We start from the raw sequence: 22,091 nt of genomic DNA on the forward strand, positions 1-22,091 counted from the left end.
AACCTAGACCGAACAGGACTCCAACATGCCCCGGCTGGCGATCTTCAACCAGAAAGGCGGCGTCGGCAAGACGACCACCACCCTCAACCTTGCCGCCGCCAGCATCCGCCACAACCGCCCGCCCCTGCTCCTGGACCTGGACCCCCAAGGACACCTCTCCAGCATCCACGGCGGCGCCCCCAACCAGGTGGAGCACACCCTCTATTCCTTCTACCAGGACAACCGCCCCCTGGGCGACCTGGAACTGCCCTGGCCGGAGATCGGCACCCTGATCCCCTCGCACCAGCAGCTGATCAAGGTGGACTCCATCTACGGCAAGGGCCCCACCATCCTCAACAAGCTGCGCCTGGGGCTCAACCACCTGGAAGAGAGCAAGGGCGAACGGGTCACCCTGATCGACTGCTGCCCCTACGTGGGCGTCCTGGCCCTCAACGCCATCTTTGCCGTGGAACGGGTGCTGATCCCCGTCTCCACCGACTTCCTCTCGCTCCAGGCCGCCTTCCACATGGCCCGCACCCTGGACATCCTGGAGCCGGTGCTGAAGCGGCGCGTGGCGCGGCGCTACGTGCTCACCCGTTTCGACAGGCGCCGACGCATGAGCGAGGACATCCGCCAGCGCCTCTGCGCCGCCTTCGGCGACGAGGTCTGCCGCACCGCCATCTCCGAGAACGTGGCGGTCGCCGAAAGCCCCTCCCTCAACCAGGACGTGTTCACCCACTCCTTTGCCAGCAACGGCGCCCAGGACTACCTGGCCCTGCATGACGAACTGCGGGGCAGCGACTTCCTCTGAAATGCAAAAGGGCGCCGCAGCGCCCCTCGTTACCGGAATACCGTCCGCTCAACCGGACAGCAAATCCACCACCTCCTCGAAGCTGGCCCCGGCCCGGCCGGTCACCGCCAGACGGCGGGCCTCCAGCACCTCGCAGTCCCGGTACATCTGGCGCAGCTTGCGCTGGGCTTCACCCTCATCGCGTCCCTGAATGGTCAGATGATCCACCACCGCACCGGTACGGGTGCGGATGCGGAAACTGAACTTGGTGAAAAAGACGGGCGTCACGACGACCCCCTTTAATTCAATGGGATGGGATGCAGTATATGCACAGACATTTAACTATGCAACGCACCACCATAATTTCATTGAACATTCTCGAAAGCAAAACCTGCCGACACCCGCTCCCGGGAAAATCCGCCCGCCGCCAGCGACGACGAATGCGGCATTTCTGCTAGAATGCTTGGCGGCGCACGGAGGAGCCTCCCCGCCGATGCAGTCGGACATCATCCCGACATCCACACCACCCCGACCGGCACCCACAAGGCACCGGCGAGTCGATAAGAATACGTGGAGACATGACAACAGACGCAGCCCCCAACTTCATCATTGTCGGCCTGACCCGGGAGGGGCGAAAATTTCGCCCCAGCGACTGGGCTGAACGCCTGTGCGGCGTCATGTCTGCCTTTGGCGCCGAAAAGAAGATGAAATACTCCCCCTTCGTCGGCCCCTGTACCTTCCAGGGCGAAAAAGCCGTGTTCGTGGACGCCCAACTGGGCCGCCTCGAACCCATGGCCTACAAGTTCATGCTCAACTTTGCCAACGACAACGAACTGCAGGTCGTCGAAGGCGCGGAACGCCCCCACAACTGACGCTCCGGTATCGGCCGGCATCCCGCCGCCGAAGCACGCTTACTCCACACCCGACACCAGCAAGACCACGAATACCGGCTCCCCGGGAGCCAGAAAACAAAAACGGCACCCGCAGGTGCCGTTTTTTTCATCCGGAGACCGGGAGATCAGGCAGCCAGGGCCTTGATCGCAGCGGACAGGCGGCTCTTGTGACGGGAGGCCTTGTTCTTGTGGATGATTTTCTTGTCGGCAATACGGTCCAGAACGGCGACGGATTGCTGGAATACGGTTTGTGCGGCAGCCTTGTCGCCGGCCAGAACGGCCTTCTGGACGCGCTTGATAGCCGTACGCAGCGTGGAGCGCAGGCTGGCATTGTGAGCGCGTTGCTTCTCGGACTGGCGCGCGCGTTTGCGGGCTTGAGCGCTGTTGGCCATGAATTCTTCCTGAAAACGGGGGTTAATCGAAAGGGCGCGAGTTTACCGGTTCGTCAGGAAAAAGGCAAGCACTACATGCAATTGACCTTTTCGCCCCGCCCGCGGCCCGGGGACGGGCTAATATAGCGCCTTCGCCACGCCGCCGGCACCCCGGCCCCACGCTTCCCGTCTATGAATCTGCTTCGCGCCCTGGTCACCGTCAGCGGCATGACCCTGCTCTCCCGCCTGCTCGGCTTCGTCCGGGACTTCGTCATCGCCCGGGCCTTCGGCGCCGGCCTGGCCACCGACGCCTTCTTCGTCGCCTTCAAGCTGCCCAACCTGCTGCGCCGCCTCTTTGCCGAGGGGGCCTTCTCCCAGGCCTTCGTCCCCATCCTGGGGGAATACAAGAATCGCCGCGGCGAGGAAGAGGCCCGCCATCTGGTGGACCGGGTCGCCACCCTGCTCTTCCTGATCCTGACCCTGGTCACCGCCCTCGGCGTTGCCGGCGCCCCCATCCTGGTCTACATCTCCGCCCCCGGCTTTGCCGCCGAGGCGGAAAAGTTCGAACTGACGGTGACCCTGACCCGCATCACCTTCCCCTACATATTGTTCATGTCCCTGGTGGCCCTGTCGGGGGGCATCCTCAACACCTGGAGCCGCTTTGCCCTGCCGGCCTTCACGCCGGTGCTGCTCAATGTCAGCTTCATCGCCCTGGCCCTCTTCGCCACGCCCTGGTTCGACCAGCCGGCCCTGGTGCTGGGCTGGGCCGTCTTTGTCGGCGGCGTGCTGCAACTGGGACTGCAACTGCCGGCCCTGCGCCGCATCGGCATGCTGCCCCGCTTCCGCTTCGACTGGAAGGACGAGGGGGTGCGCCGCATCCTGCGCCTGATGGCCCCGGCAGTACTCGGCGTCTCGGTCAGCCAGGTGAGCCTGCTCATCAACACCGTGTTCGCCTCCTTCCTGCAGAGCGGCTCCGTCTCCTGGCTCTACTACGCCGACCGGCTCATGGAATTCCCCTCCGGCCTGCTGGGCGCCGCCCTGGGCACCATCCTCCTGCCTTCCCTGGCCAAGTACCACGCCGACGGCAAGGGTGAGGACTATGCCCGCCTGCTCGACTGGGGCCTGCGTCTGTGCCTGCTGCTGACCCTGCCGGCAGCCCTGGCCCTGGCCATCCTGGGCGTCCCCCTGATCGCCACCCTCTTCCACCACGGCGCCTTCACCGGCGCCGACGTGTTCCACACCCGGGACGCCCTGGCGGCCTACGCCGTGGGCCTCACCGGCCTGATCCTGGTCAAGGTCCTGGCGCCCGGCTTCTACGCCCGGCAGAACATCCGCACCCCGGTGAAGATCGCCCTGGCCTCCCTCGGCGCCACCCAGGCCATGAACCTGCTCTTTGTCGTCATCTTCGACCTGGGACATGCCGGCCTGGCCCTTTCCATCGGCCTGGCCGCCTGCCTCAACGCCTTCCTGCTTTATCAGGGCCTGCGCCGGCACGACATCTACCGACCCCAGGCGGGCTGGCTGCCGTTCCTGCTGAAGCTGCTGGCGGCCCTGGCGGTGCTCGGCACCGCCCTGTGGCTGGGCATGGGCCGGGAGGCAGACTGGCTGCTCTATTCCACCCTGCAACGCCTGTTGCATCTGGGAGCCCTGGTGGCCGGCGGCATCTTCGCCTACTTCGCCACCCTTTATGCTCTTGGCTTTAGAATGAGGGACTTCAAACGCCGGGCCGCGGAATAGTCCGACGACCGGCACTTTTCAAGGAGGAGTGCAACGTGAAACTGGAAAGCAAGAGCTTCAGCGACGGCCAGCCGATTCCCGGGGAATTCGCCTTCTGTATCCCCCACGCCCAGCACCACGTTTGCCTCGGGGGTAATCACAACCCCCACCTCCGCTGGAGCGACGTGCCCATCGGCACCCGCTCCTTCGCCCTCATCTGCCACGACCCCGACGTGCCGTCCACAGGCGACGACGTGAACCAGGAAGGCCGCAGCGTGCCGGCCGACCTGCCCCGGGTGGATTTCTTCCATTGGGTGCTGACGGACATCTCCGCCATGCGCCGGGAAATCCGGGCCGGCGAGTTCTGCAGCGAAGTGACGCCCCGGGGCAAGCCCGGCCCCGCCAGCCTGGAAGGCAGCCGCCACGGCATCAACGATTACACCGGCTGGTTCGCCGGCGACGGCGACATGAGCGGCGACTACTACGGCTACGATGGCCCCTGCCCGCCCTGGAACGATGCCCTGCGGCACCGCTACGTATTCACCATCTACGCCCTGGACGTGGAACAGCTGCCGGTGACGGGCCGCTTCAGCGGCGCCGACCTGCGTCAGGCCATGGAGGGCCACATCCTGGCCCAGGCCCAGCTGACCGGCACCTACAGCCTCAACCCTGCCCTCAAGGCCTGAACAACCGCCCCATGCGCTCCAGGGCTGCCTCCAGGGTGGCCCCGGGGCAGCCGAAATTGAGACGGACAAAACCGGGGGCGCCGAACTCCCGGCCGTCCGACAGCCCCACGCCGGCGGCCTCGAAAGCCCGGGCCGGCTCCTCCAGGCCGCTCTGCCGCGCGTCGATCCAGGCCAGATAGGTGGCTTCCGGCGCCACCATCTCCAGCCCCGGCCAGCCGGCCACCGCCTGCACCACCCGCTCCCGGTTCTGCCGTAGATAGGCCAGCAGGGCCTCGCGCCACGGCTCGCCATGGGCGTAGGCGGCACCGCAGGCGGCCAGTCCCAGCACATTGACATGTGGCACGATGCCCGCCATGGCCCGGGTGAAGCGGCGACGGATGGCGCTGTCGGGAATCACCGCGAAGGCGCAGGACAGCCCCGGGATGTTGTAGGTCTTGGAGGGCGCCATGAGGGTGACGCTGCGCCGGGCGGCTTCGGCGTCGAGGCAGGCGAAAGGCAGGTGGCGGGCGCCGGGTTCCAGTTGCAGGTCGGCGTGGATTTCGTCGGAGCAGACCAGCACGTCGTAACGCCCGCACAGCTCTGCCACCGTCTCCAGTTCGCTCCGGCTCCAGGCCCGGCCCACCGGATTGTGGGGATGGCAGAGGAGCAGCAGGGACGGCCGGGGATCGGCCTGCAGCGCCGCTTCCAGGGCTGCGAAGTCCCAGCACCAGCGCCCCTCCTGGCAGTGCAACGGCACCGTGGCCAGGCGCCGCTCCGACAGGGCCGGAGCGGAGAGGAACGGCGGATAGACGGGCACTGCCGAGAGCACCGTCTCCCCCGGCCCCGCCAGGCCCCGGCAGGCCACGTTGAGGCCGGTGACCAGTCCGGGCAGCCACACCAGCCACTCGGCCTGCACCTGCCAGCCGTAATCCCGGTCCAGGGCCTGCAGCACACTCCCGGTCACCTCGGGCGTGGCCCCGCCGTAACCGAAGACGCCGTGATCCACCCGCTGCCGCAGGGCTTCCAGCACCGCCGGCGGTGCCGCGAAATCCATGTCGGCCACCCACAGGGGCAGCACGTCCCGGCCGGCGTAGCGGCCCCACTTGAAGCTGTCGCTGCCCCGGCGCTCCACCGGGGTATCGAAATCGAAGGCCATGGTCAGACGCCGCTCCCCGCTTCCGCTTCCAGCAGTTCCGTATCGTCGTGGCGGTAGGCCGGGCTGCAGGCGCACAGCACCACCAGGGGCTGGTCGCCGCTGTTCTCCAGGGCATGGGCGGTGCCCGGGGCGATATGCACGGTATCGCCGACGGCGATGAGGAAACGCCGCTCCCCCAGGATCATGACGCCGTGGCCGGCGGTGACGTGGTACAGCTCCTCGCTCAGGCGGTGCCGGTGCAGCAGGGTGCGCGTTCCCGGCGGCACCGTGGCCTCGGCCAGGCTCTGCTGGCGGTTGCCGTGGACGTCGGGATGCATCAGTTCGCGGATTTCCGAGCCGTCCTTGGTGCGGTAGGCGGGAATGTCGGCGCGGGCGGTATGAAAGACAGGGCTCATGGCGGCAGTCGGGCGTGGCGGAGGAAGCATGCTGCCACAGACCCGCCCCCCGGGGAAACGCCCATGGACGCCGCCGGTCCGGCCCGCTAAGCTGGGCCGGCGGGGCGATAGCCGCCCCATGACACAAGGAGTCAGCCCATGCACAAGACCCTCCTCATCACCGGCGGTTCCCGCGGCATCGGTGCCGCCACCGTGCGCCTGGCGGCCCGGGCCGGCTACGCGGTGTGCTTCAGCTACCGCCAGGATGCGGCGGCGGCGCAACAGCTGGTGGCGGAAGTGACCCGGGAGAGTGGCCGGGATAGTGGCCGGGAAGGCGCGCCGATATTGGCTTTCCAGGCCGACATCAGCCGTGAAGAGGAAATCCGGGCCCTCTTCGCCGCGGCGGAACAGCGGTTCGGCCCCCTCACAGCCCTGGTCAACAACGCCGGCATCCTGGAGCACCAGACCCGGGTCGAGGACATGGACGGGGATCGCCTGCAGCGCATCTTCGCCACCAACGTCACCGGCACCTTCCTCTGCTGCCGGGAAGCAGTGCGCCGCCTGTCCACCCGCCATGGCGGCCACGGCGGCGCCATCGTCAATCTTTCCTCCCGCGCCGCCCGCCTGGGCGCGGCCGGGGAATACGTGGACTACGCCGCCTCCAAGGCCGCCATCGACACCCTCACCCTGGGTCTGGCCCGGGAGGTGGCGGCAGAAGGCATCCGCGTCAATGCGGTGGCTCCCGGCCTCATCGACACCGACATCCATGCCAGCGGCGGCGAGCCGGGCCGGGTGGAGCGGCTGCGAACGGGCATTCCCATGCAGCGGGGCGGCACACCGGAGGAAGTGGCCAAGGCCATCCTCTGGCTGCTGTCGGAAGACGCCTCCTACACCACCGGCGCCATCCTGGACGTGGCCGGCGGCCGCTAGTCCGCCGCCGGCACGGCCATGAAAAAAGGCGGCCGCAGCCGCCTTTTGCTTGCCGGAGGAAAGCCTCAGGCCATCAGTTTCACCACCAGGGGCACGATCAGCAGGGCCACGATGTTGATGATCTTGATCAGGGGATTCACCGCCGGGCCGGCGGTGTCCTTGTAGGGGTCGCCCACGGTATCGCCGGTGACGGCTGCCTTGTGGGTATCGGAACCCTTGCCGCCGAAGTGGCCGTCCTCGATGTACTTCTTGGCGTTGTCCCAGGCACCGCCGCCGGTGGTCATGGAGATGGCGACGAAGAGACCGGTGACGATGGTACCCATGAGCACCCCGCCCAAAGCCTTGGGACCGAGGAAGAGGCCCACCAGCACCGGCACTGCCACGGGCAGGATGGAGGGAATGATCATTTCCTTGATGGCGGACTTGGTCAGCATGTCCACCGCCCGGGAGTAATCGGGCTTGGCCGTGCCTTCCATGATGCCCTTCACTTCGCGGAACTGGCGCCGCACCTCCTCCACCACCGAACCGGCAGCCCGGCCCACGGCCTCCATGGCCATGGCGCCGAACAGGTAGGGGATCAGGCCGCCGATGAAGAGGCCGACGATCACCATGTGGTCGGAAAGGTCGAAGGAAAGCTTGAGGCCTGCCGTCTCCAGGGCGTGGGTGTAGTCGGCGAACAGCACCAGGGCGGCGAGGCCGGCGGAACCGATGGCGTAGCCCTTGGTCACGGCCTTGGTGGTGTTGCCCACCGCATCCAGGGGATCGGTGACACCGCGCACGGAGTCGGGCAACTCGGCCATTTCGGCGATGCCGCCGGCGTTGTCCGTGATGGGGCCGTAGGCGTCCAGGGCGACGACGATGCCGGTCATGGAGAGCATGGAGGTGGCGGCGATGGCGATGCCGTAGAGTCCGGCCAGGCCGTAGGAGACCAGGATGGCGACGCACACCGAGAGCACCGGCAGGGCCGTGGACTTCATGGACACCCCCAGGCCGGCGATGATGTTGGTCGCATGGCCGGTCTGGGAGGCCGAGGCCACGTGCTTCACCGGCGCATAGTCGGTGCCCGTGTAGTACTCGGTGATCCACACCAGCACGGCGGTCAGCACCAGGCCGACGACGGAGGCGCCGAAGATGGCATTGACGCCGATGACCTTGCCGTCCGCCAGGGGCACGCCTTCCGGCAGCATCCAGGTGGTGACCGGGTAGAAGGCGATCAGGGCCAGCACGCCGGCCACCGCCAGGCCGCGGTAGAGGGCGGCCATGATCTTGCCGCCTTCCGTGGTCTTGACGAAGAAGCAGCCGATGATGGAGGCGATGATGGAGACGCCGCCCAGGGCCAGGGGATAGACCACCAGGTTGTCGTTGGCCGCCGGCACGCCCTTGAGCATGAGGGCGCTCAGCACCATGGTGGCCACCACGGTCACGGCGTAGGTCTCGAACAGGTCGGCCGCCATGCCAGCGCAGTCGCCCACGTTGTCGCCCACGTTGTCGGCGATCACGGCGGGGTTGCGCGGGTCATCTTCCGGAATGCCGGCTTCCACCTTGCCCACCAGGTCGGCGCCCACGTCGGCGCCCTTGGTGAAAATACCGCCACCGAGACGGGCGAAGATGGAGATGAGGGAGCCGCCGAAGGCCAGGCCCACCAGGGGCTCGACGATGTGGTGGATTTCCGTGCCGGGCGCAGCGCCGGCCTTGAGCACGGCGTAGTAGCCGGCCACCCCCAGGAGCGCCAGGCCCACCACCAGCATGCCGGTGATGGCGCCGCCCTTGAAGGCCACATCCAGGGCCGGAGCGATGCCGCCCCGGGCAGCCTCGGCGGTGCGCACGTTGGCCCGCACCGAGACGTTCATGCCGATGAAGCCGGTGGCACCGGAGAGCACGGCACCGATGAGGAAACCGATGGCGGTGCTCCAGGCGAGAAAAATGCCGATGACGACGAACAGCACCGCACCGACGATGCCGATGGTGGTGTATTGCCGGTTGAGATAGGCGGATGCCCCCTGCTGGATGGCCTTGGCGATTTCCTGCATCCGCTCGTTACCGGCGGGCAGGCTGAGGATCCACTTGCTGGAAATGGCGCCGTAAAGCACCGCCAGCACCGCACACACTAGCGCTAACAACAGACCTGATGACATGAACTCCCTCCTAGATAGTGGTAAAGCTCAGGCCGTTCGGGCGATGGTCCGTCCTTACGGTCCGGTTTGCTACAGAGAAACAAACCTTTCCTGCCGCGCCGGGGCGATGCTGGGTCTTACACCTTGAACTCTCCCAGCTGCCGGGGCACGGCAATATTCTTCAGACTGACGTAATCGGGCAGGCCGTGCCGGTAGGGCGGATAGTCCTCCCCTTCGATCAGGGGCGCCAGGTAGGCACGGCACTTGTCGGTGATGTGGAAACCGTCGGCGCTGATGAAATCCGCCGGCATCTTGCGTTCCACATTGGCCACGTCCTTCAGTTCGGCCACGCCCACTTCCCAGCGGTAGGGCGCGTCAGCGAGGCGCTGCACGGTGGGCATCACCGCATTGCGTCCGGCCACGGCCAGCTCCACCGCCGCCTTGCCCAGGGCATAGGCCTGGTCGGCATCGGTCTTGGAGGCGATGTGACGGGCGGCCCGCTGCAGGTAGTCGGCCAGGGCCCAGTGGTACTTGTGGCCCAACTTGTCCTTGATCAGCTGGGCGATCCACTGGCCGGCGCCGCCCAGTTGGGAATGGCCGAAGGCATCCTTGCCGCCCTGCTCGGAAACGAACTTGCCGTCGGCCGTCTTCAGGCCTTCGGAAACGGCGATGGCGCAATAGTCGTAGCGGTCCACGCACTGCTGCACCCGGGCCAGGAAGGCGGCCTCGTCGAAGGGCACTTCGGGGAACAGCAGGATGTGGGGCGGCTGGCCGGAATCGGCCCCGCTGCCGGAAGCCAGGCCGCAGGCGGCGGTGATCCAGCCGGCATGGCGGCCCATGACTTCGAGGACGAAAATCTTGGTGGAAGTGCGGGCCATGGAGGCCACGTCCAGCCCCGCTTCGCGGATGGAGGTGGCGACATACTTGGCCACGGAGCCGAAGCCCGGGCAGCAGTCGGTGAGAGGCAGATCGTTGTCCACCGTCTTCGGTACGCCGACGCAGATGAGCGGGTGGCCCATCTTCTCGGACAGCTGGGAAACCTTCCAGGCGGTGTCCATGGAATCGTTGCCGCCGTTGTAGAAGAAATAGCCGATGTCGTGGGCGCGGCAGACCTCGATCAGGCGCTCGTACTGGGCCCGGTGCTCTTCGATGGACTTGAGCTTGTAGCGGCAGGAGCCGAAGGCGGCTCCCGGGGTGGTGCGCAGCCGGGCGATGTCCGCGGGGGACTCCAGGCTGGTGTCGATCAGGTCTTCGGTGAGGGCGCCGACGATGCCGTTGCGCCCGGCGAAGACCTTGCCGATTTTGTCCGGATGGGCCCGCGCCGTCTCGATGACGGCGCAGGCGGAGGCGTTGATCACGGCGGTGGGCCCGCCGGACTGGGCGTAGAAGGCGTTTTTCACCGCCATGGTGATCCGCCTCCCCTTACTTCAGCGCTGCGAAAGCCGCGTTCTTGATGTCTTCCACGGAACCGACGCCGGCGATCTTGCGGTACTTGGGGGCGTTGGCGTCGCCGGTGGCGGCCCACTTGCCGTAGTAATCCACCAGGGGCTTGGTCTGGGAGTGATACACGTCCAGGCGCTTCTTGACGGTTTCTTCCTTGTCGTCGTCGCGCTGGATCAGGTCTTCACCGGTCTCGTCGTCCTTGCCGGCCACCTTGGGCGGGTTGAAGGTGACGTGGTAGGTGCGGCCGGAGGCCACATGCACGCGACGGCCGCTCATGCGGGAAATGATGTCGCTGTCGGGCACGTCGATTTCCAGCACGAAGTCGATGGCCACGCCGGCAGCCTTCATGGCTTCGGCCTGGGGAATGGTGCGGGGGAAACCGTCGAACAGGTAGCCGGCCTTGCAGTCGTCCTGCTGCAGGCGGTCCTTCACCAGACCGATGATGATGTCGTCGGAAACCAGGCCGCCGGCGTCCATCACCTTCTTGGCTTCGATGCCCAGGGGGGTGCCGGCCTTGACGGCGGCACGCAGCATGTCGCCGGTGGAAATCTGGGGGATGCCGAATTTTTCGCGGATGAATTGGGCCTGGGTGCCCTTACCGGCGCCGGGAGCGCCGAGGAGAATCAGTCGCATGGAGTCCTCGGAATGTGTGCGATGACGTGATGTCAGTCAGAAGTGCGTTGATTGAATTTATGTTTTTGTACAGGTCTGGCGCTGTTCTGGCGGCGGCCTTGGGGAAGCCGCTGGGGTTGTGTTCACCCCTCTTTTTAAGGAGCGAAAATTACTCGGAAATTCCTTCTCGGTCAAACCATTTGCGCATGCGCACCGCATCTTCCGGGGTATCCACGCCGGGGGCCGGCAGGCTGTCGGAAATGGCCACGCTGATGCGATAGCCGTGCCACAGGGCCCGCAGCTGCTCCAGGCATTCGAACTGCTCCAGGGGCGAGACGGCCAGGCCGGAGTAGGCCTTGAGGAAGGCGGCCCGGTAGGCGTAGAGGCCGATGTGGCGGTAGGCGGGGAAGTCCGTCGGCAGGGTTTCACCGCCGCCTTCCCGGGCGAAATGGTCCCGGGCGTAGGGGATGGGCGCCCGGGAGAAATACAGGGCGTCGCCGTCGGCCTTGCACACCAGCTTGACGATATTGGGATTGAAGAACTCGGCGGCCTCGGACAGGCCGTGACCCACGGTGGCGATGTCGGCTCCGCTCTCGGCCAGGCGGTTCGCCGTGGCGGAAATCAGTTCCGGCTCGATGAGGGGCTCGTCGCCCTGCACATTGACCACCAGGGTGTCGTCGCTCCAGCCCCGCAGGGCCACCACTTCGGCCAGCCGGTCGGTGCCGGTGGGATGGTCGTCCCTGGTCAGCAGCACATTGAGGCCGTGGGCCCGGCAGGCCGCCTCCACCTCCCGGTGGTCGGTCGCCACCCAGATTTCCTCGGCGCCGGAAAGGGCCGCCCGTTCCGCCACCCGCACCACCATGGGCTTGCCGCCCAGGTCCAGCAGGGGCTTGGCCGGCAGGCGGGAGGAAGCGTAGCGGGCGGGAATGACGACCTTGAAGCGTTGCATGGCGGGATTCCGGGCAGGGCTCAGTTTTCGTCCTGGCCCAGGGTGCGGGCTTCTTCCTCGAGCATGATGGGAATGTCGTCCCGCACCGGGAAGGCCAGCTTGCAGGGCTTGCAGACCAGTTCCTTCTGCTCCTTGCGGTACTCCAGACTACTCTTGCACACCGGGCAGACCAGGATGTCCAGCAACCGTGCGTCCATTGATTTTCTCCAGAACAAAAGCGGATAGGTCGGGGGTCAGCTGGGCGTCCACCGGCAACACCCAGGCTTCGCCCCCGTAGATGGCCGCGCATTTTACCCCATCCTTGGCGGTGGTAAGGAGCACGCCGTCCCGGGCGAAGGCCAGGTCGGCGGCCGTGTAGGCGTGGTGGTCGGGAAAGGCCCGGGCCTCCACCGTCAGACCCAGTTCGGCCAGGGTGCGGAAAAAGCGCTGGGGATGGCCGATGCCGGCCACGGCGTAGAGCCGCTTGCCGGCCAGGTCGGCGGCGCTGCATTGCCGGGACGGGTCCTGCAGGCCATGGAACGATGCGGGCCGCAGGTCCATGCGGAACAGGGGCGGCGTCGCCGCCTTGGCGGAGAAGAGCAGTTCGGCGGCCATGCCGTTGCCCACCACCGCATCCACCTGGGCCAGGCGCTGCCGCGGCTCCCGCAGGGGGCCCACCGGCAGCAGGCGGCCGTTGCCCAGGCCGCGCACGTCGCACACGGCGATTTCCACGTCCCGGGCCAGGCGGTAGTGCTGCAGGCCGTCGTCGCAGAGGATCAGGTTGCAATCGGGGGATGCCGCCAGCAGGGCCCGGGCCGCCGCCGCCCGGTCCCGGCCGATCCATACCGGACAGCCGCTTTCCCGGGCCAGCAGCAGGGGCTCGTCGCCCACCTGTGCGGGCGTCGCCTCGGGGCTGACGGCCGCCACGCCTTCCTGGACGCTACCGTAGCCGCGGCTGACGATGCCCGGACGCAGGCCGGCAGCCCGCAGCTGCCGGGCCAGATAGAGGGTCAGGGGAGTTTTGCCGGCACCGCCGACGATGATGTTGCCCACCACCACCACGGGCACCGGCAGGCGCGCCGACCCCAGCCAGCCGTGGCGGAACGCCAGGCGGCGCAGGGCCGTCAGGCCCCGGAACAGCCAGGAGATGGGGGTCAGCAGGTTGAACAGCAGGGTGTCGAACCAGGCCGGGGCGCCATCACCCCGGCGCGGCAAGGCGCCGCGAAACCAGAACTTCTGCAGTCGCGGGCCTAGGGCCATGCCTTATTTCTGGGGCGCCTGGGTGGCGAAGGAGATGCGGGGATAGCCGGCGCTCTGGGCCGCCTGCATCACGTCCACCACGCTCTGGTGGGTGGCCTTGGCGTCCGCATTGATGACGATGACCGGGTCCTTCTGGCTACCGGCGGCCCGGCGCAGGGCCTCGGCGATGACCGGCACGTCGGGCGTGCTCAGGGGCGACTTGTTGACCAGCACCTGGCCGCTGGCGGTGACGGCCACGCTGACTTCCTGGGGCTGCTCCGGATTCTGGGAGGAATCGGCGGTGGGCAGATTGATTTCCAGGCCGGAGAACTTGGCGTAGGTGGTGGTGAGCATGAGGAAGATGATGATCACCAGGAGCACGTCGATCAACGGAATCAGGTTGATCTCCGGCTCCTCCCGGTGGCGGCCTTGACGGAATTGCATGATCGGGCGCCCGTTCAGTTACGTTCGCCGTGGACCACTTCCACCAGCTTCACCGCCTGCTGCTCCATCTCGATGACGAAGCTGTCCACCAGGGCGCGGAAGTGGCGCCAGAAGATCATGGCGGGAATGGCGATCACCAGGCCGAAGCCGGTGTTGTAGAGGGCGATGGAAATGCCGTGGGCCAGCTGCATGGGGTTGGCACCGGTGGGCGCCTGGGAGCCGAAGATCTCGATCATGCCGACGACGGTGCCGAAGAGGCCCATCAGGGGGCTGATGGAGGCGATGGTGCCGAGGGTGGTGAGATAGCGCTCCAGCTCGTGGGTGACGCCGCGGCCGGCTTCCTCGATGGATTCCTTCATCACTTCGCGGCTGCTCTTGACGTTGCGCAGGCCGGCGGCCAGCACCCGGCCCAGGGGCGAACCCTGCTCCAGGGCGTTGATGGCGGCTTCATTGACGGTTCCCTGGCGCACTTCGCCGACGACCCGGGCCAGCAATCCTTCGGGAGCCACCTTGCTGCGGCGCAGGGCCACCAGACGTTCGATGATGAGGGCAAGGGCGATGATGGATGCGAACAGCAGGGGCCAGATGGGCCAGCCAGCAGCCTGGATGATGGCGAACACGGAACCTCCGAAGGGTCTTTTTAAGCCCGCAACTTTAGCCTGCCCCTCATGCTTCGGGCAAGTCCCGCCCGCCCGGCGGCAGCCCCGCCGGATCGTCCCTTTGCCCGGCCCGCCCCGGGCCCGGCATCCCGGAGGAATTTTCCACCGGCATGGCAGGCGCGGGGCGGGCTTATCCCGGCTTATCCACAAAACCTGTGGATAACTTTGTGGATAGCCTGTCATCAAATTGTCTAAGTCGGGCTGGGACAAGGGTTTTTCTTGCTCTGCCGCAAAAAGGGGCACTCCACAACAATTCATTTAAAAACATGGAGATAAGATAAATCCAGAACAGGCAAGGGATATTTTTCCGCCGTTCCCCCCGGCTCGGCGGCGGGCCGGCTGACGTAAAATGGCGCCCATGCCCGACTACCCTGCCCGTCCCGCCTATTCCCCCGCCCGCCAGGAGCCCTTTGCCGCCGACGGCAGCCGGGAAGTGATCAGCGTCAGCAGCCTCAACCGCCTGGCCCGGCAGCGGCTGGAATCCGCCTTTCCCCTGTGCTGGGTCAGCGGCGAAATCTCCAACCTGACCGTGGCCGCCTCCGGCCACGCCTATTTCTCCCTCAAGGACCCCCAGGCCCAGGTGCGTTGCGTCATGTTCCGCAACAAGGCCCAGACCCTGGGTTTCCGCCTGGAGAACGGCCTCCAGGTGGAGGCCCGGGTGCTGGTCTCCCTCTACGAGCCCCGGGGCGACTTCCAGCTCAATGTGGAAGGCATGCGCCGGGCCGGCCAGGGCGACCTCTACGAACGCTTCCTGCGGCTCAAGGCCAAGCTGGAGGCGGAAGGCCTCTTCGCCGCCGAGCGCAAGCGCCCCCTGCCCGCCCATCCGCGCACCCTGGGCATCGTCACCAGTCCCCAGGCCGCCGCCCTGCGCGATGTGCTGACCACCCTGGCGCGGCGGGCGCCCCATGTGAAGGTGGTGCTGTACCCCACCCTGGTCCAGGGCGAGGAGGCGCCGCGCCAGATCGCCGCCGCCATCGAGACCGCCGCCAGCCGCCGGGAATGCCAGGTGCTGCTGGTGGTGCGCGGCGGCGGCAGCATCGAGGACCTGTGGGCCTTCAACGACGAAGGCGTGGCCCGGGCCATCGCCGCCTGCCCCATGCCCGTGGTCAGCGGCGTCGGCCACGAGACCGATTTCACCATCGCCGACTTCGCCGCCGACCTGCGCGCCCCCACCCCCACGGCCGCCGCCGAACTGGCCAGCCCGGACCGGGATGCGCTGCGCGACCACCTGCAACGCCTCGCCGGCCAGTTCTCCCGCCGCATGCACCGCCGCCTGGAGGAAGCCCAGCAGCGCCTGGACTGGACCGCCCGCCGCCTCAAGCACCCGGCCGAACGCCTGGCCCTGCAGCAGCAGAATCTCCATGCCCTGGGCCAGCGCCTGCAACACGCCCTGGGCCGCCGCCTGGAACGGGCCGGCTTCGATCTGGAGCGGGCCCGCCAGCGCCTGCGCCTGGCCCGGCCCCAGCCGGGGGCCCAGGCCGCCCGCCTGGACGCCCTGCAGCGCCGCCTGGCCAACGCCCAGCAGCGCGCCCTGCAGACCCGCCGCGGCCAGCTGGAGCGCCTCGCCGCCGGCCTCACCCACCTCAATCCGGAGGCCGTGCTGTCCCGGGGCTATGCCATCGCCTTCGACCAGCAGGGCCAGGCGGTCCACGATGCCGGGGCACTGGCGGCGGGCCAGCGCCTGACCCTGCGCCTGCACCGGGGCGAACGCCAGGTGGAAGTGCGGGGCGAATCCGACAGCGCCGCCGGAGCGAACTGAACAATCCCGGGGAACCGCCGCCGACTTGCGTTGTCTGTGGCGATGCGACTGTCTAGAATTGACGGTTACCCCAACCAACCCGCCTACTAAACGGAGAATAAGATGGAACATCAACTGCCCGCCCTGCCCTACGCCAAGAACGCCCTGGCTCCCCACATTTCCGAAGAAACCTTCGACTACCACTACGGCAAGCACCACCAGGCCTACGTGACCAACCTGAACAACCTGATCAAGGGCACCGAGTACGAGAACCTGGGTCTGGAAGAAATCTTCAAGAAGGCTCCCGCCGGCGGCATCTATAACAACGCCGCCCAGGTGTGGAACCACACCTTCTTCTGGAGCTCCATGAAGCCCGCCGGCGGCGGCGCTCCTGCTGGCGCCCTGGCTGACGCCATCAACAAGAAGTGGGGTTCTTTCGACGAGTTCAAGAAGGCCTTCACCGCCTCCGCCGTGGGCAACTTCGGTTCCGGCTGGACCTGGCTGGTGAAGAAGGACGACGGCTCCGTGGACATCGTCAACACCGGCGCCGCCGGCAACCCCCTGAAGACCGGCGAAGGCAAGCCCCTGCTGACCATCGACGTGTGGGAACACGCCTACTACATCGACTACCGCAACGCCCGTCCCAAGTTCGTCGAGACCTTCCTGGCCTCCCTGGCCAACTGGGACTTCGCTGCCCAGAACTTCGCCTGATCAGCTGATCTGGCCGCAAAACGGGACTGGCAACAGTCCCGTTTTTTTATGCCCGGATTTTTCTAGCAATTATGCTGCAAGCCACCGACGCCTTCACCCTGGCCTGCCGCCACGACGATTTCAGCGACTGGCACCAGGGCCGGCGCCGCTACGCCGTGTGGGCCATTACCGCCGACACCCCGGCGCTGACGGCCGCCGTGGACAGCCTCAAGGCGCAGCTGGCACCCTGGCTGCTGCCCGGCTACCGGCGCCAGCCCCACATCACGGTGGCCCTGGGCGGCTTTCCCGCCCCGGCGCGGCGACGGGCCGACGACTACAGCCCCGCCTGCCTTGCCGCCCAGGTGGCGGCCCTGGAGCGGGCAGCACCGCCGCCCTTCAACCTGGAACTGGGCCCCTGCGCCACCTTCGCCTCGGCCCCCTACCTGGCGGTGGGCGGCGACGGCCCCAGCCTGCTGCAACTGCGCCAGGCCCTGCTCGACTCCCATCCGGAGCGGGATGACTTCCCCTACACCCCCCACCTGACCCTGGGCCTCTACGACGATGCCTATCCCCTGGCGCCCATGCAGGCGCGGCTGCAGGGCCTCGCCCCGGGACCGGGCCTGGTGCTGCCGGTGCGCCACCTGGACCTGATGACCTACGCCGCCGACACCATCGGCGGCCCCCTGCACACCGTGGCCCGTTTCGACCTGCAGCAGCGGCGCCTGGATGCGGAAGCGCAAGCCCTGGCCGGGCTCTTTACCCAGCTTTAACCGCCGCCGGGTAGTCGCCGGCGCCCGGCTGGATTACAGTCACGGCAACGTCATTGCCCCGGATACCACCGTGCTGCCCGAGAACGCCACTCCCAGCGCCATCGTCAAATACCTCAACCAGTACGTCATCGGCCAGGAAGAGGCCAAGCGCGTGCTGGCGGTGGCGGTCTACGCCCACTACCGCAAGCTCACCGCCGCCGGCGAGACGGTGCGCCTGGACAAGAGCAACGTCCTCATCATCGGCCCCACCGGCACCGGCAAGACCCTGCTGTGCGAGACCCTCTCCCGCTTCCTGCAGGTGCCTTTCGTCACCACCGACGCCACCTCCTTGGCCCAGACCAAGTACGTCGGCGAGGAGATCGAGGCCATCCTGCTGCGCCTGCTGGAAAAGGCCGGCGGCGACACGGAGCGGGCCGGGCGCGGCATCGTCTTCATCGACGAGATCGACAAGCTCAAGGCCCGCCCCGGGGAAGCGGCCCGGGTCCAGGCCACTTCCGGCGAGAGCGTGCAGCACGCCCTGCTGAAGATCATGGAAGGCTATCCGGTGCGGCTGCCGGACAACCGCAGCATCGACACCTCGGGCATCCTCTTCATCTGCGGCGGCGCCTTCGTCGGCCTGGAGCAGATCATGGAGAAGAGCCACAGCTTCGGCTACATCGGCACCGGCGAGGACGACAACCAGAACATCCTGGACCGCCTCAACAGCCGGGTGAAGCCCACCGACCTCTTCGAATTCGGCCTGATCCCCGAATTCACCGGCCGCCTGCCGGTGGTGGCCCGCTTCCAGGACCTCTCCAAGGCCATGCTGGTGCGGATCATGACCGAGCCGAAGAACTCCCTCTACAACCAGTTCCGCCTGCTGCTGCAAAGCGAGGGGGTGGAACTGCAGATCGAGCCGGCGGTGTTCCAGCAGATCGCCGAAATCGCCTTCGAGTACAAGACCGGCGCCCGCAGCCTGCGGGGCATCTTCGAGGAACTGCTGACCCCGGTGCTCTACGCCGTGCCCGACCACAAGGAAGTGAAGAAGGTGGTCATCAAGTCCCTCTTCGAAGACCCCAGCTACTACAAGTAAGCGCAAAAGGCTCCACCATGACCTACGGCATCACCGACCTGGCCACCTTCATCCTCGGCACCATCTTCATCGTCCTGCTGCCCGGGCCCAATTCCATGTACGTCACCCTGGTGGCCTCCCGCTGGGGCATCGCCGCCGGCTACCGGGGCGCCTGCGGCATCTTCCTCGGCGACCTGATCCTGATGACCCTGGCCGCCTCCGGCGTCGCCTCCCTGCTGGTGGCGGTGCCGGCCCTGTTCATGGTGCTCAAGTACGCCGGCGGCGCCTACCTGGTGTGGCTCGGCATCGGCCTGCTGCGGGCCGCGGTGCAGCGCTGGCGCGGCATCGAGGCGCCCGCCAGCCGCCTGAGCGAAGGCGACGCCCGCCAGCCCTTCCGCACCGCCCTCGTCATCAGCCTGATGAACCCCAAGGCCATCCTCTTCTTCGTCTCCTTCTTCATCCAGTTCGTCTCCCCGGACTACCCCCACCCGGCCCTGTCCTTCCTCATCCTCGGCGCCATCGTCCAGTTCTGCAGCGCCCTCTACCTCTCCGCCCTGATCTTCGGCGGCAGCTATCTGGCCGATGCCTTCCGCCGGCGCCGCCGTCTCTCCGCCGGGGCCACCGGCGCCGTCGGCGGCCTCTTCATCGGCTTCGGAGTGAAGCTGGCGGGCGCCAGCCTGCGCTGACGGTGCCGGGCCGGCAGACCGCCACCACCACGAAAAAAGGCGCCCGCGGGCGCCTTTTTCGTTCCCTGCCGAGGGCCGGTCTCAGGTGGCATTAACCTCGGGATTGTCGGAGAGGGAGACGAAAGACATGGTACGACCGTCGAGGGCGTCGATGGCGCCGTTCTCGATGTCGTAGATCCAGCCGTGCAGGTTCAGCTTGCGCTGGGCCAGGGCCAGGGCCACCGCCGGATGGGTGCGGATGTTGGCCAGCTGGGCGATGACGTTCTCCCGCACCAGGTCGTCGGCCCGCTCCCGGGGCGTGGCGTATTCCCGGGCGGAGATGATGGCCTTGGCCGCATCCGCATAGCGCAGCCAGTGGGCCACGGCCGGCAGGTGGTCGAGGCACTGGCAGCTGGAGATGGCCGCCATGGCGCCACAGTTGGAGTGGCCGCAGATGACCACGTCGGTCACCTTGAGCACGGAGACGGCGTATTCCACGGTGGCGGAAACGCCGCCGGGCTCGGGCCCGTAGGAGGGCACGATGTTGCCCGCGTTGCGGATGACGAAAAGATCGCCCGGCTCCTGCTGGGTCAGCAGCTCGGGCACCACCCGGCTGTCGGAGCAGGTGACGAAGAGCACCTTGGGACTCTGGCCGTCGGCCAGATGGCGGAACAGTTCCGAACGGGCCGGGAAGACCTCTTTCTGGAACTTGAGAAAACCATCAATGATCTTTTGCACTTGGAAGCACCCATGAACTGAGGGAATGTGGGACCGCCGCCATTATCCCCCATGCCGCCGGAGGAACAAGGCAGGGGCCACAGGCCCGACGCCTCCGGCAATGTTGGCGGCGGCAATGGCGGCGGCGCTTCGACCGCGCCGCCCGACGGGGAGTTCAGGCCTGTAGGCCCCGCCACCCCGCCCGGTTGGCAGGCACTACAGCCAGCCCCGGTTGATGAATTCCATGATCGGGTAGAGGCGCTTTTCCAGCGCCTTGCCATGCACCGCCTCGACGATGCGCGACACCCCGGCGGCGTAGGGCGCCTCCCCCTGGACCCGGGTTTCCAGGCGCAGGCTGCAGGCACCGTCGCTGATGCTGAGGCGGTGGAAGGCATGGCGCGGCAGGTCGGCCTCGGGAATGCCCAGTTCCTCCCGCTGCTCCCGGGGGTCCCGCACCGAGCGGATCGCCTCCGGACCCAGGCCGACGGAAGCCGCCAGATTCACCGCCGTCCCCGGCACCGAGCTTTTGCTCGCCTGGTGGGACTCCACCAGTTCCATCTCGTAGCCGCGGAAGAAATAGCCGCTGGCCTCCAGCATGGCCATGAACTTGAGCATCAGGATATTGGTGTTGGGACACAGCAGCACCGGGAACTCCGGCGCCTCCCGCTCCAGGGCGGAGCCGGTGGAAAGCTCGATCAGGGGCGACGCCGTGGCGCGGCAGAAAGCCGCCACCGCCTCCAGCTCCCGCCCCGAACCGGCATGGACAACGATGGCCGGTTCGCCTCCGGCCTGCCGGCCCCAGGGCACGACCTGAAAGGGATGGCCCAACTGGTGGGAAGTGAGGAGCTCACTGGCGAGCTTGCCGGTACCGACGATGACGACTTGCATGGGAAGGCGGAGGGAAGAGAGAACCGGGAGTATAGCGAAGCTCCACCGTGCTGCCCCGGCCTACGGCTATGCGGGGCTATCGCTGGCCGTTAAGCAAAACAACTATCAGGCGACAGGCTTTTCTCACGACACCAAAAGTTGGACTTCAGCGGACGGCAAAAGCGCAGCTTCTGCCGGTCCGCTGGAACGACTAGTTATGCGGCTATTTGGAAGAGAAAACATCTGCCTCTCCCTTCTGTGCAAAAACATCACCAAAGGAGAGTTGGCCATTAGACAACTGATACGGGAAGAAGACAGTCACCGAATATTTGTCACGGTGATTGAGAGAAACGGCGATGGCGTCAGACTTCTTGCCGGTTGAAGGCAAGACGACCTTCACGCCGTAAACCAAAGCTGTCGCTTTGTACTCCCCTGACTTGGCTGCCTTAACAAACCCATCCTTTAGCAGGCGAACGATATCGTTGGATAGCGGTTGCTCGCGGCCATCGTATCCCGCCACACTCGCAATCTCGCCGTTAACTTTGAGTGCAGCTCCGTAAGGAAAAAACTCTCCGTGCTTCCGAAGCATTTGCTCAGCAAATGGGAGGGCTGCGTTCATGAGGTTTTCGCACTCAGACTTTGACTTCGTCATATCCTGTGCTCCAACGACCAGTGAATACAGCAACGAAAGAATTGTAATCAGGATTCTCATGGCGCATAACGCCTGAATTAAGGAGAGCCGCGAAGTGGCGTCGGCTTCTTAAATGATTGGTTAGGCCGCAGGCGCCAGAAGTAGGCGCAGCGACTCTGCATGGATAGTAACGTCCCCGAACTCGCCGCAGATTTGGAACTCGCCGTTCGGCCCAACCGATAGGCTGTCGATCGTGCCGTAGTCCAACGAGCCGTCTGCGTCTTGAGTAGAGATGACGGAGCTTTGTGGCTGGAGCCCGACTACGGAGGTGACCGACTGGAACACAATAAGCCCCGGGCGATAGCAGGCCCAATCCCCTTTGCTGGGCAGTGTGGCCAAGGGATGGCCCTGGCTTAGGTGAGCCAGCACATGGAACACAACTTCGTCTGAGGACGCGTGCCAAGCAAAGACAAATGTGTCTTGCAGGTAAACCTCGGAAAATTCGGAAATGCTCACAAGCGGTCTAACGTGAAGTAAATGAACATATCTGCCGTATAAGCAGGCCAACCGCCGTATAAGCTGGGAAAGACGGCGGCCTGGGAGGCTTCCCAATAGCGGCTTCCGCTAAATTGACGGCAGTATCTTCGGG

General features: G+C 66.5%; 26 protein-coding genes. 10 read left to right on the forward strand and 16 right to left on the reverse strand.

What is annotated here, in order from left to right:
- The first annotated feature begins 25 nt into the window (after nucleotides 1-25).
- Entirely contained in the window at nucleotides 26-790 is a 765-nt protein-coding gene (locus tag AC3QLZ_RS05250; protein WP_416244059.1) for a ParA family protein, read from the forward strand.
- Between the two features lie 48 nt (nucleotides 791-838).
- Here AC3QLZ_RS05250 and AC3QLZ_RS05255 read toward each other — a convergent pair whose 3' ends face one another.
- A complete protein-coding gene (locus AC3QLZ_RS05255; protein WP_014238264.1) occupies nucleotides 839-1,057 on the reverse strand; it encodes a hypothetical protein in 219 nt (72 codons plus the stop codon).
- A 290-nt stretch (nucleotides 1,058-1,347) separates the two neighbouring features.
- Here AC3QLZ_RS05255 and AC3QLZ_RS05260 point away from each other — a divergent pair, with 290 nt between their 5' ends.
- Nucleotides 1,348-1,641 (forward strand): DUF3579 domain-containing protein, encoded by a 294-nt coding sequence (locus AC3QLZ_RS05260; RefSeq protein ID WP_014238265.1) that lies wholly within the window; start codon nucleotides 1,348-1,350, stop codon nucleotides 1,639-1,641.
- A 146-nt stretch (nucleotides 1,642-1,787) separates the two neighbouring features.
- Here AC3QLZ_RS05260 and rpsT read toward each other — a convergent pair whose 3' ends face one another.
- Nucleotides 1,788-2,054, reverse strand: a complete 267-nt coding sequence (rpsT, locus tag AC3QLZ_RS05265; RefSeq protein ID WP_014238266.1) for a 30S ribosomal protein S20 — start codon at nucleotides 2,052-2,054, stop codon at nucleotides 1,788-1,790.
- Between the two features lie 171 nt (nucleotides 2,055-2,225).
- Between rpsT and murJ the strand changes: the two genes are divergently transcribed.
- Together murJ and AC3QLZ_RS05275 are read left to right on the forward strand one after the other, a co-directional pair.
- The gene (murJ, locus tag AC3QLZ_RS05270; protein WP_287873806.1) at nucleotides 2,226-3,770 is read left to right on the forward strand and encodes a murein biosynthesis integral membrane protein MurJ; all 1,545 of its coding nucleotides are present in this window, start codon (nucleotides 2,226-2,228) and stop codon (nucleotides 3,768-3,770) included.
- Between the two features lie 35 nt (nucleotides 3,771-3,805).
- Entirely contained in the window at nucleotides 3,806-4,435 is a 630-nt protein-coding gene (locus AC3QLZ_RS05275; protein WP_014238268.1) for a YbhB/YbcL family Raf kinase inhibitor-like protein, read from the forward strand.
- Here AC3QLZ_RS05275 and AC3QLZ_RS05280 read toward each other — a convergent pair.
- Together AC3QLZ_RS05280 and AC3QLZ_RS05285 are read right to left on the reverse strand one after the other, a co-directional pair.
- Complete coding sequence (locus AC3QLZ_RS05280; RefSeq protein WP_287873807.1) at nucleotides 4,425-5,570, reverse strand: MalY/PatB family protein; 1,146 nt, start codon at nucleotides 5,568-5,570, stop codon at nucleotides 4,425-4,427. The two genes, AC3QLZ_RS05275 and AC3QLZ_RS05280, sit on opposite strands and share 11 nt — an antisense overlap.
- Nucleotides 5,571-5,572: 2 nt before the next feature.
- Nucleotides 5,573-5,965, reverse strand: a complete 393-nt coding sequence (locus AC3QLZ_RS05285) for a cupin domain-containing protein (RefSeq protein WP_287873808.1) — start codon at nucleotides 5,963-5,965, stop codon at nucleotides 5,573-5,575.
- Nucleotides 5,966-6,103: 138 nt separating this feature from the next.
- Here AC3QLZ_RS05285 and AC3QLZ_RS05290 point away from each other — a divergent pair, with 138 nt between their 5' ends.
- On the forward strand, nucleotides 6,104-6,874 hold the full coding sequence (locus AC3QLZ_RS05290) for an SDR family oxidoreductase (protein WP_287873809.1): 771 nt from the start codon (nucleotides 6,104-6,106) through the stop codon (nucleotides 6,872-6,874).
- Between the two features lie 65 nt (nucleotides 6,875-6,939).
- On the opposite strand, the gene AC3QLZ_RS05295 is transcribed toward AC3QLZ_RS05290, so the two are convergent.
- The 8 genes from AC3QLZ_RS05295 to AC3QLZ_RS05330 form a co-directional block, all read right to left on the reverse strand.
- A complete protein-coding gene (locus AC3QLZ_RS05295) occupies nucleotides 6,940-9,009 on the reverse strand; it encodes a sodium-translocating pyrophosphatase (RefSeq protein ID WP_287873810.1) in 2,070 nt (689 codons plus the stop codon).
- A 116-nt stretch (nucleotides 9,010-9,125) separates the two neighbouring features.
- Nucleotides 9,126-10,394 carry a 6-phosphofructokinase gene (locus AC3QLZ_RS05300; protein ID WP_287873811.1) on the reverse strand — a complete coding sequence of 423 codons (1,269 nt, stop codon included), beginning with the start codon at nucleotides 10,392-10,394 and terminating at the stop codon, nucleotides 9,126-9,128.
- 16 nt (nucleotides 10,395-10,410) lie between these two features.
- Nucleotides 10,411-11,064: an adenylate kinase gene (adk, locus tag AC3QLZ_RS05305; protein ID WP_014238274.1), complete on the reverse strand. Its 654-nt coding sequence runs from the start codon at nucleotides 11,062-11,064 to the stop codon at nucleotides 10,411-10,413.
- Between the two features lie 148 nt (nucleotides 11,065-11,212).
- A complete protein-coding gene (gene kdsB, locus AC3QLZ_RS05310; protein ID WP_492783451.1) occupies nucleotides 11,213-11,992 on the reverse strand; it encodes a 3-deoxy-manno-octulosonate cytidylyltransferase in 780 nt (259 codons plus the stop codon).
- A 20-nt stretch (nucleotides 11,993-12,012) separates the two neighbouring features.
- Nucleotides 12,013-12,189: a Trm112 family protein gene (locus AC3QLZ_RS05315; protein WP_014238276.1), complete on the reverse strand. Its 177-nt coding sequence runs from the start codon at nucleotides 12,187-12,189 to the stop codon at nucleotides 12,013-12,015.
- A complete protein-coding gene (gene lpxK, locus AC3QLZ_RS05320; protein WP_492783452.1) occupies nucleotides 12,140-13,231 on the reverse strand; it encodes a tetraacyldisaccharide 4'-kinase in 1,092 nt (363 codons plus the stop codon). Before lpxK ends, AC3QLZ_RS05315 begins: the two co-directional genes overlap by 50 nt.
- Nucleotides 13,232-13,234: 3 nt before the next feature.
- Nucleotides 13,235-13,654, reverse strand: a complete 420-nt coding sequence (locus AC3QLZ_RS05325) for an ExbD/TolR family protein (protein ID WP_014238278.1) — start codon at nucleotides 13,652-13,654, stop codon at nucleotides 13,235-13,237.
- A 14-nt stretch (nucleotides 13,655-13,668) separates the two neighbouring features.
- A complete protein-coding gene (locus tag AC3QLZ_RS05330) occupies nucleotides 13,669-14,274 on the reverse strand; it encodes a MotA/TolQ/ExbB proton channel family protein (protein WP_014238279.1) in 606 nt (201 codons plus the stop codon).
- Nucleotides 14,275-14,671: 397 nt separating this feature from the next.
- Here AC3QLZ_RS05330 and xseA point away from each other — a divergent pair, with 397 nt between their 5' ends.
- From xseA to leuE, 5 genes are all read left to right on the forward strand, one after another.
- Entirely contained in the window at nucleotides 14,672-16,072 is a 1,401-nt protein-coding gene (xseA, locus tag AC3QLZ_RS05335; RefSeq protein WP_287873814.1) for an exodeoxyribonuclease VII large subunit, read from the forward strand.
- A gap of 102 nt (nucleotides 16,073-16,174) precedes the next feature.
- Nucleotides 16,175-16,762 carry a superoxide dismutase gene (locus AC3QLZ_RS05340; RefSeq protein WP_130458889.1) on the forward strand — a complete coding sequence of 196 codons (588 nt, stop codon included), beginning with the start codon at nucleotides 16,175-16,177 and terminating at the stop codon, nucleotides 16,760-16,762.
- Between the two features lie 71 nt (nucleotides 16,763-16,833).
- A complete protein-coding gene (locus AC3QLZ_RS05345; protein WP_492783453.1) occupies nucleotides 16,834-17,511 on the forward strand; it encodes a 2'-5' RNA ligase family protein in 678 nt (225 codons plus the stop codon).
- Nucleotides 17,468-18,583 carry an ATP-dependent Clp protease ATP-binding subunit ClpX gene (gene clpX / locus AC3QLZ_RS05350; RefSeq protein WP_287873816.1) on the forward strand — a complete coding sequence of 372 codons (1,116 nt, stop codon included), beginning with the start codon at nucleotides 17,468-17,470 and terminating at the stop codon, nucleotides 18,581-18,583. Before AC3QLZ_RS05345 ends, clpX begins: the two co-directional genes overlap by 44 nt.
- A 17-nt stretch (nucleotides 18,584-18,600) precedes the next feature.
- The gene (gene leuE, locus AC3QLZ_RS05355; RefSeq protein WP_152088832.1) at nucleotides 18,601-19,248 is read left to right on the forward strand and encodes a leucine efflux protein LeuE; all 648 of its coding nucleotides are present in this window, start codon (nucleotides 18,601-18,603) and stop codon (nucleotides 19,246-19,248) included.
- A gap of 81 nt (nucleotides 19,249-19,329) precedes the next feature.
- Here leuE and AC3QLZ_RS05360 read toward each other — a convergent pair whose 3' ends face one another.
- The 4 genes from AC3QLZ_RS05360 to AC3QLZ_RS05375 all read right to left on the reverse strand — a co-directional run bounded on the left by AC3QLZ_RS05360 (nucleotide 19,330) and on the right by AC3QLZ_RS05375 (nucleotide 21,958).
- Complete coding sequence (locus AC3QLZ_RS05360; RefSeq protein ID WP_014238285.1) at nucleotides 19,330-19,965, reverse strand: carbonic anhydrase; 636 nt, start codon at nucleotides 19,963-19,965, stop codon at nucleotides 19,330-19,332.
- Nucleotides 19,966-20,160: 195 nt separating this feature from the next.
- Complete coding sequence (locus tag AC3QLZ_RS05365; RefSeq protein ID WP_287873817.1) at nucleotides 20,161-20,832, reverse strand: dihydrodipicolinate reductase C-terminal domain-containing protein; 672 nt, start codon at nucleotides 20,830-20,832, stop codon at nucleotides 20,161-20,163.
- A 202-nt stretch (nucleotides 20,833-21,034) separates the two neighbouring features.
- Nucleotides 21,035-21,523: a hypothetical protein gene (locus AC3QLZ_RS05370; RefSeq protein ID WP_287873818.1), complete on the reverse strand. Its 489-nt coding sequence runs from the start codon at nucleotides 21,521-21,523 to the stop codon at nucleotides 21,035-21,037.
- Nucleotides 21,524-21,583: 60 nt separating this feature from the next.
- Nucleotides 21,584-21,958 carry a hypothetical protein gene (locus tag AC3QLZ_RS05375; protein ID WP_492783454.1) on the reverse strand — a complete coding sequence of 125 codons (375 nt, stop codon included), beginning with the start codon at nucleotides 21,956-21,958 and terminating at the stop codon, nucleotides 21,584-21,586.
- Nucleotides 21,959-22,091 lie beyond the last annotated feature (133 nt).

Source organism: Azospira sp. MPR-LB4, assembly GCF_058809525.1.

What these genes read in the sequence shown, in the direction of transcription:
- AC3QLZ_RS05250 (WP_416244059.1), top strand. Translation starts at nt 26, where the DNA reads ATGCCCCGGCTGGCGATCTTCAACCAGAAAGGCGGCGTCGGCAAGACG.
- AC3QLZ_RS05260 (WP_014238265.1), top strand. Translation starts at nt 1,348, where the DNA reads ATGACAACAGACGCAGCCCCCAACTTCATCATTGTCGGCCTGACCCGG.
- rpsT (WP_014238266.1), bottom strand. Translation starts at nt 2,054, where the DNA reads ATGGCCAACAGCGCTCAAGCCCGCAAACGCGCGCGCCAGTCCGAGAAG.
- murJ (WP_287873806.1), top strand. Translation starts at nt 2,226, where the DNA reads ATGAATCTGCTTCGCGCCCTGGTCACCGTCAGCGGCATGACCCTGCTC.
- AC3QLZ_RS05280 (WP_287873807.1), bottom strand. Translation starts at nt 5,570, where the DNA reads ATGGCCTTCGATTTCGATACCCCGGTGGAGCGCCGGGGCAGCGACAGC.
- AC3QLZ_RS05285 (WP_287873808.1), bottom strand. Translation starts at nt 5,965, where the DNA reads ATGAGCCCTGTCTTTCATACCGCCCGCGCCGACATTCCCGCCTACCGC.
- AC3QLZ_RS05290 (WP_287873809.1), top strand. Translation starts at nt 6,104, where the DNA reads ATGCACAAGACCCTCCTCATCACCGGCGGTTCCCGCGGCATCGGTGCC.
- AC3QLZ_RS05295 (WP_287873810.1), bottom strand. Translation starts at nt 9,009, where the DNA reads ATGTCATCAGGTCTGTTGTTAGCGCTAGTGTGTGCGGTGCTGGCGGTG.
- AC3QLZ_RS05300 (WP_287873811.1), bottom strand. Translation starts at nt 10,394, where the DNA reads ATGGCGGTGAAAAACGCCTTCTACGCCCAGTCCGGCGGGCCCACCGCC.
- adk (WP_014238274.1), bottom strand. Translation starts at nt 11,064, where the DNA reads ATGCGACTGATTCTCCTCGGCGCTCCCGGCGCCGGTAAGGGCACCCAG.
- kdsB (WP_492783451.1), bottom strand. Translation starts at nt 11,992, where the DNA reads ATGCAACGCTTCAAGGTCGTCATTCCCGCCCGCTACGCTTCCTCCCGC.
- AC3QLZ_RS05315 (WP_014238276.1), bottom strand. Translation starts at nt 12,189, where the DNA reads ATGGACGCACGGTTGCTGGACATCCTGGTCTGCCCGGTGTGCAAGAGT.
- lpxK (WP_492783452.1), bottom strand. Translation starts at nt 13,231, where the DNA reads ATGGCCCTAGGCCCGCGACTGCAGAAGTTCTGGTTTCGCGGCGCCTTG.
- AC3QLZ_RS05325 (WP_014238278.1), bottom strand. Translation starts at nt 13,654, where the DNA reads ATGCAATTCCGTCAAGGCCGCCACCGGGAGGAGCCGGAGATCAACCTG.
- xseA (WP_287873814.1), top strand. Translation starts at nt 14,672, where the DNA reads ATGCCCGACTACCCTGCCCGTCCCGCCTATTCCCCCGCCCGCCAGGAG.
- AC3QLZ_RS05340 (WP_130458889.1), top strand. Translation starts at nt 16,175, where the DNA reads ATGGAACATCAACTGCCCGCCCTGCCCTACGCCAAGAACGCCCTGGCT.
- AC3QLZ_RS05345 (WP_492783453.1), top strand. Translation starts at nt 16,834, where the DNA reads ATGCTGCAAGCCACCGACGCCTTCACCCTGGCCTGCCGCCACGACGAT.
- clpX (WP_287873816.1), top strand. Translation starts at nt 17,468, where the DNA reads ATGCGGAAGCGCAAGCCCTGGCCGGGCTCTTTACCCAGCTTTAACCGC.
- leuE (WP_152088832.1), top strand. Translation starts at nt 18,601, where the DNA reads ATGACCTACGGCATCACCGACCTGGCCACCTTCATCCTCGGCACCATC.
- AC3QLZ_RS05365 (WP_287873817.1), bottom strand. Translation starts at nt 20,832, where the DNA reads ATGCAAGTCGTCATCGTCGGTACCGGCAAGCTCGCCAGTGAGCTCCTC.
- AC3QLZ_RS05370 (WP_287873818.1), bottom strand. Translation starts at nt 21,523, where the DNA reads ATGAGAATCCTGATTACAATTCTTTCGTTGCTGTATTCACTGGTCGTT.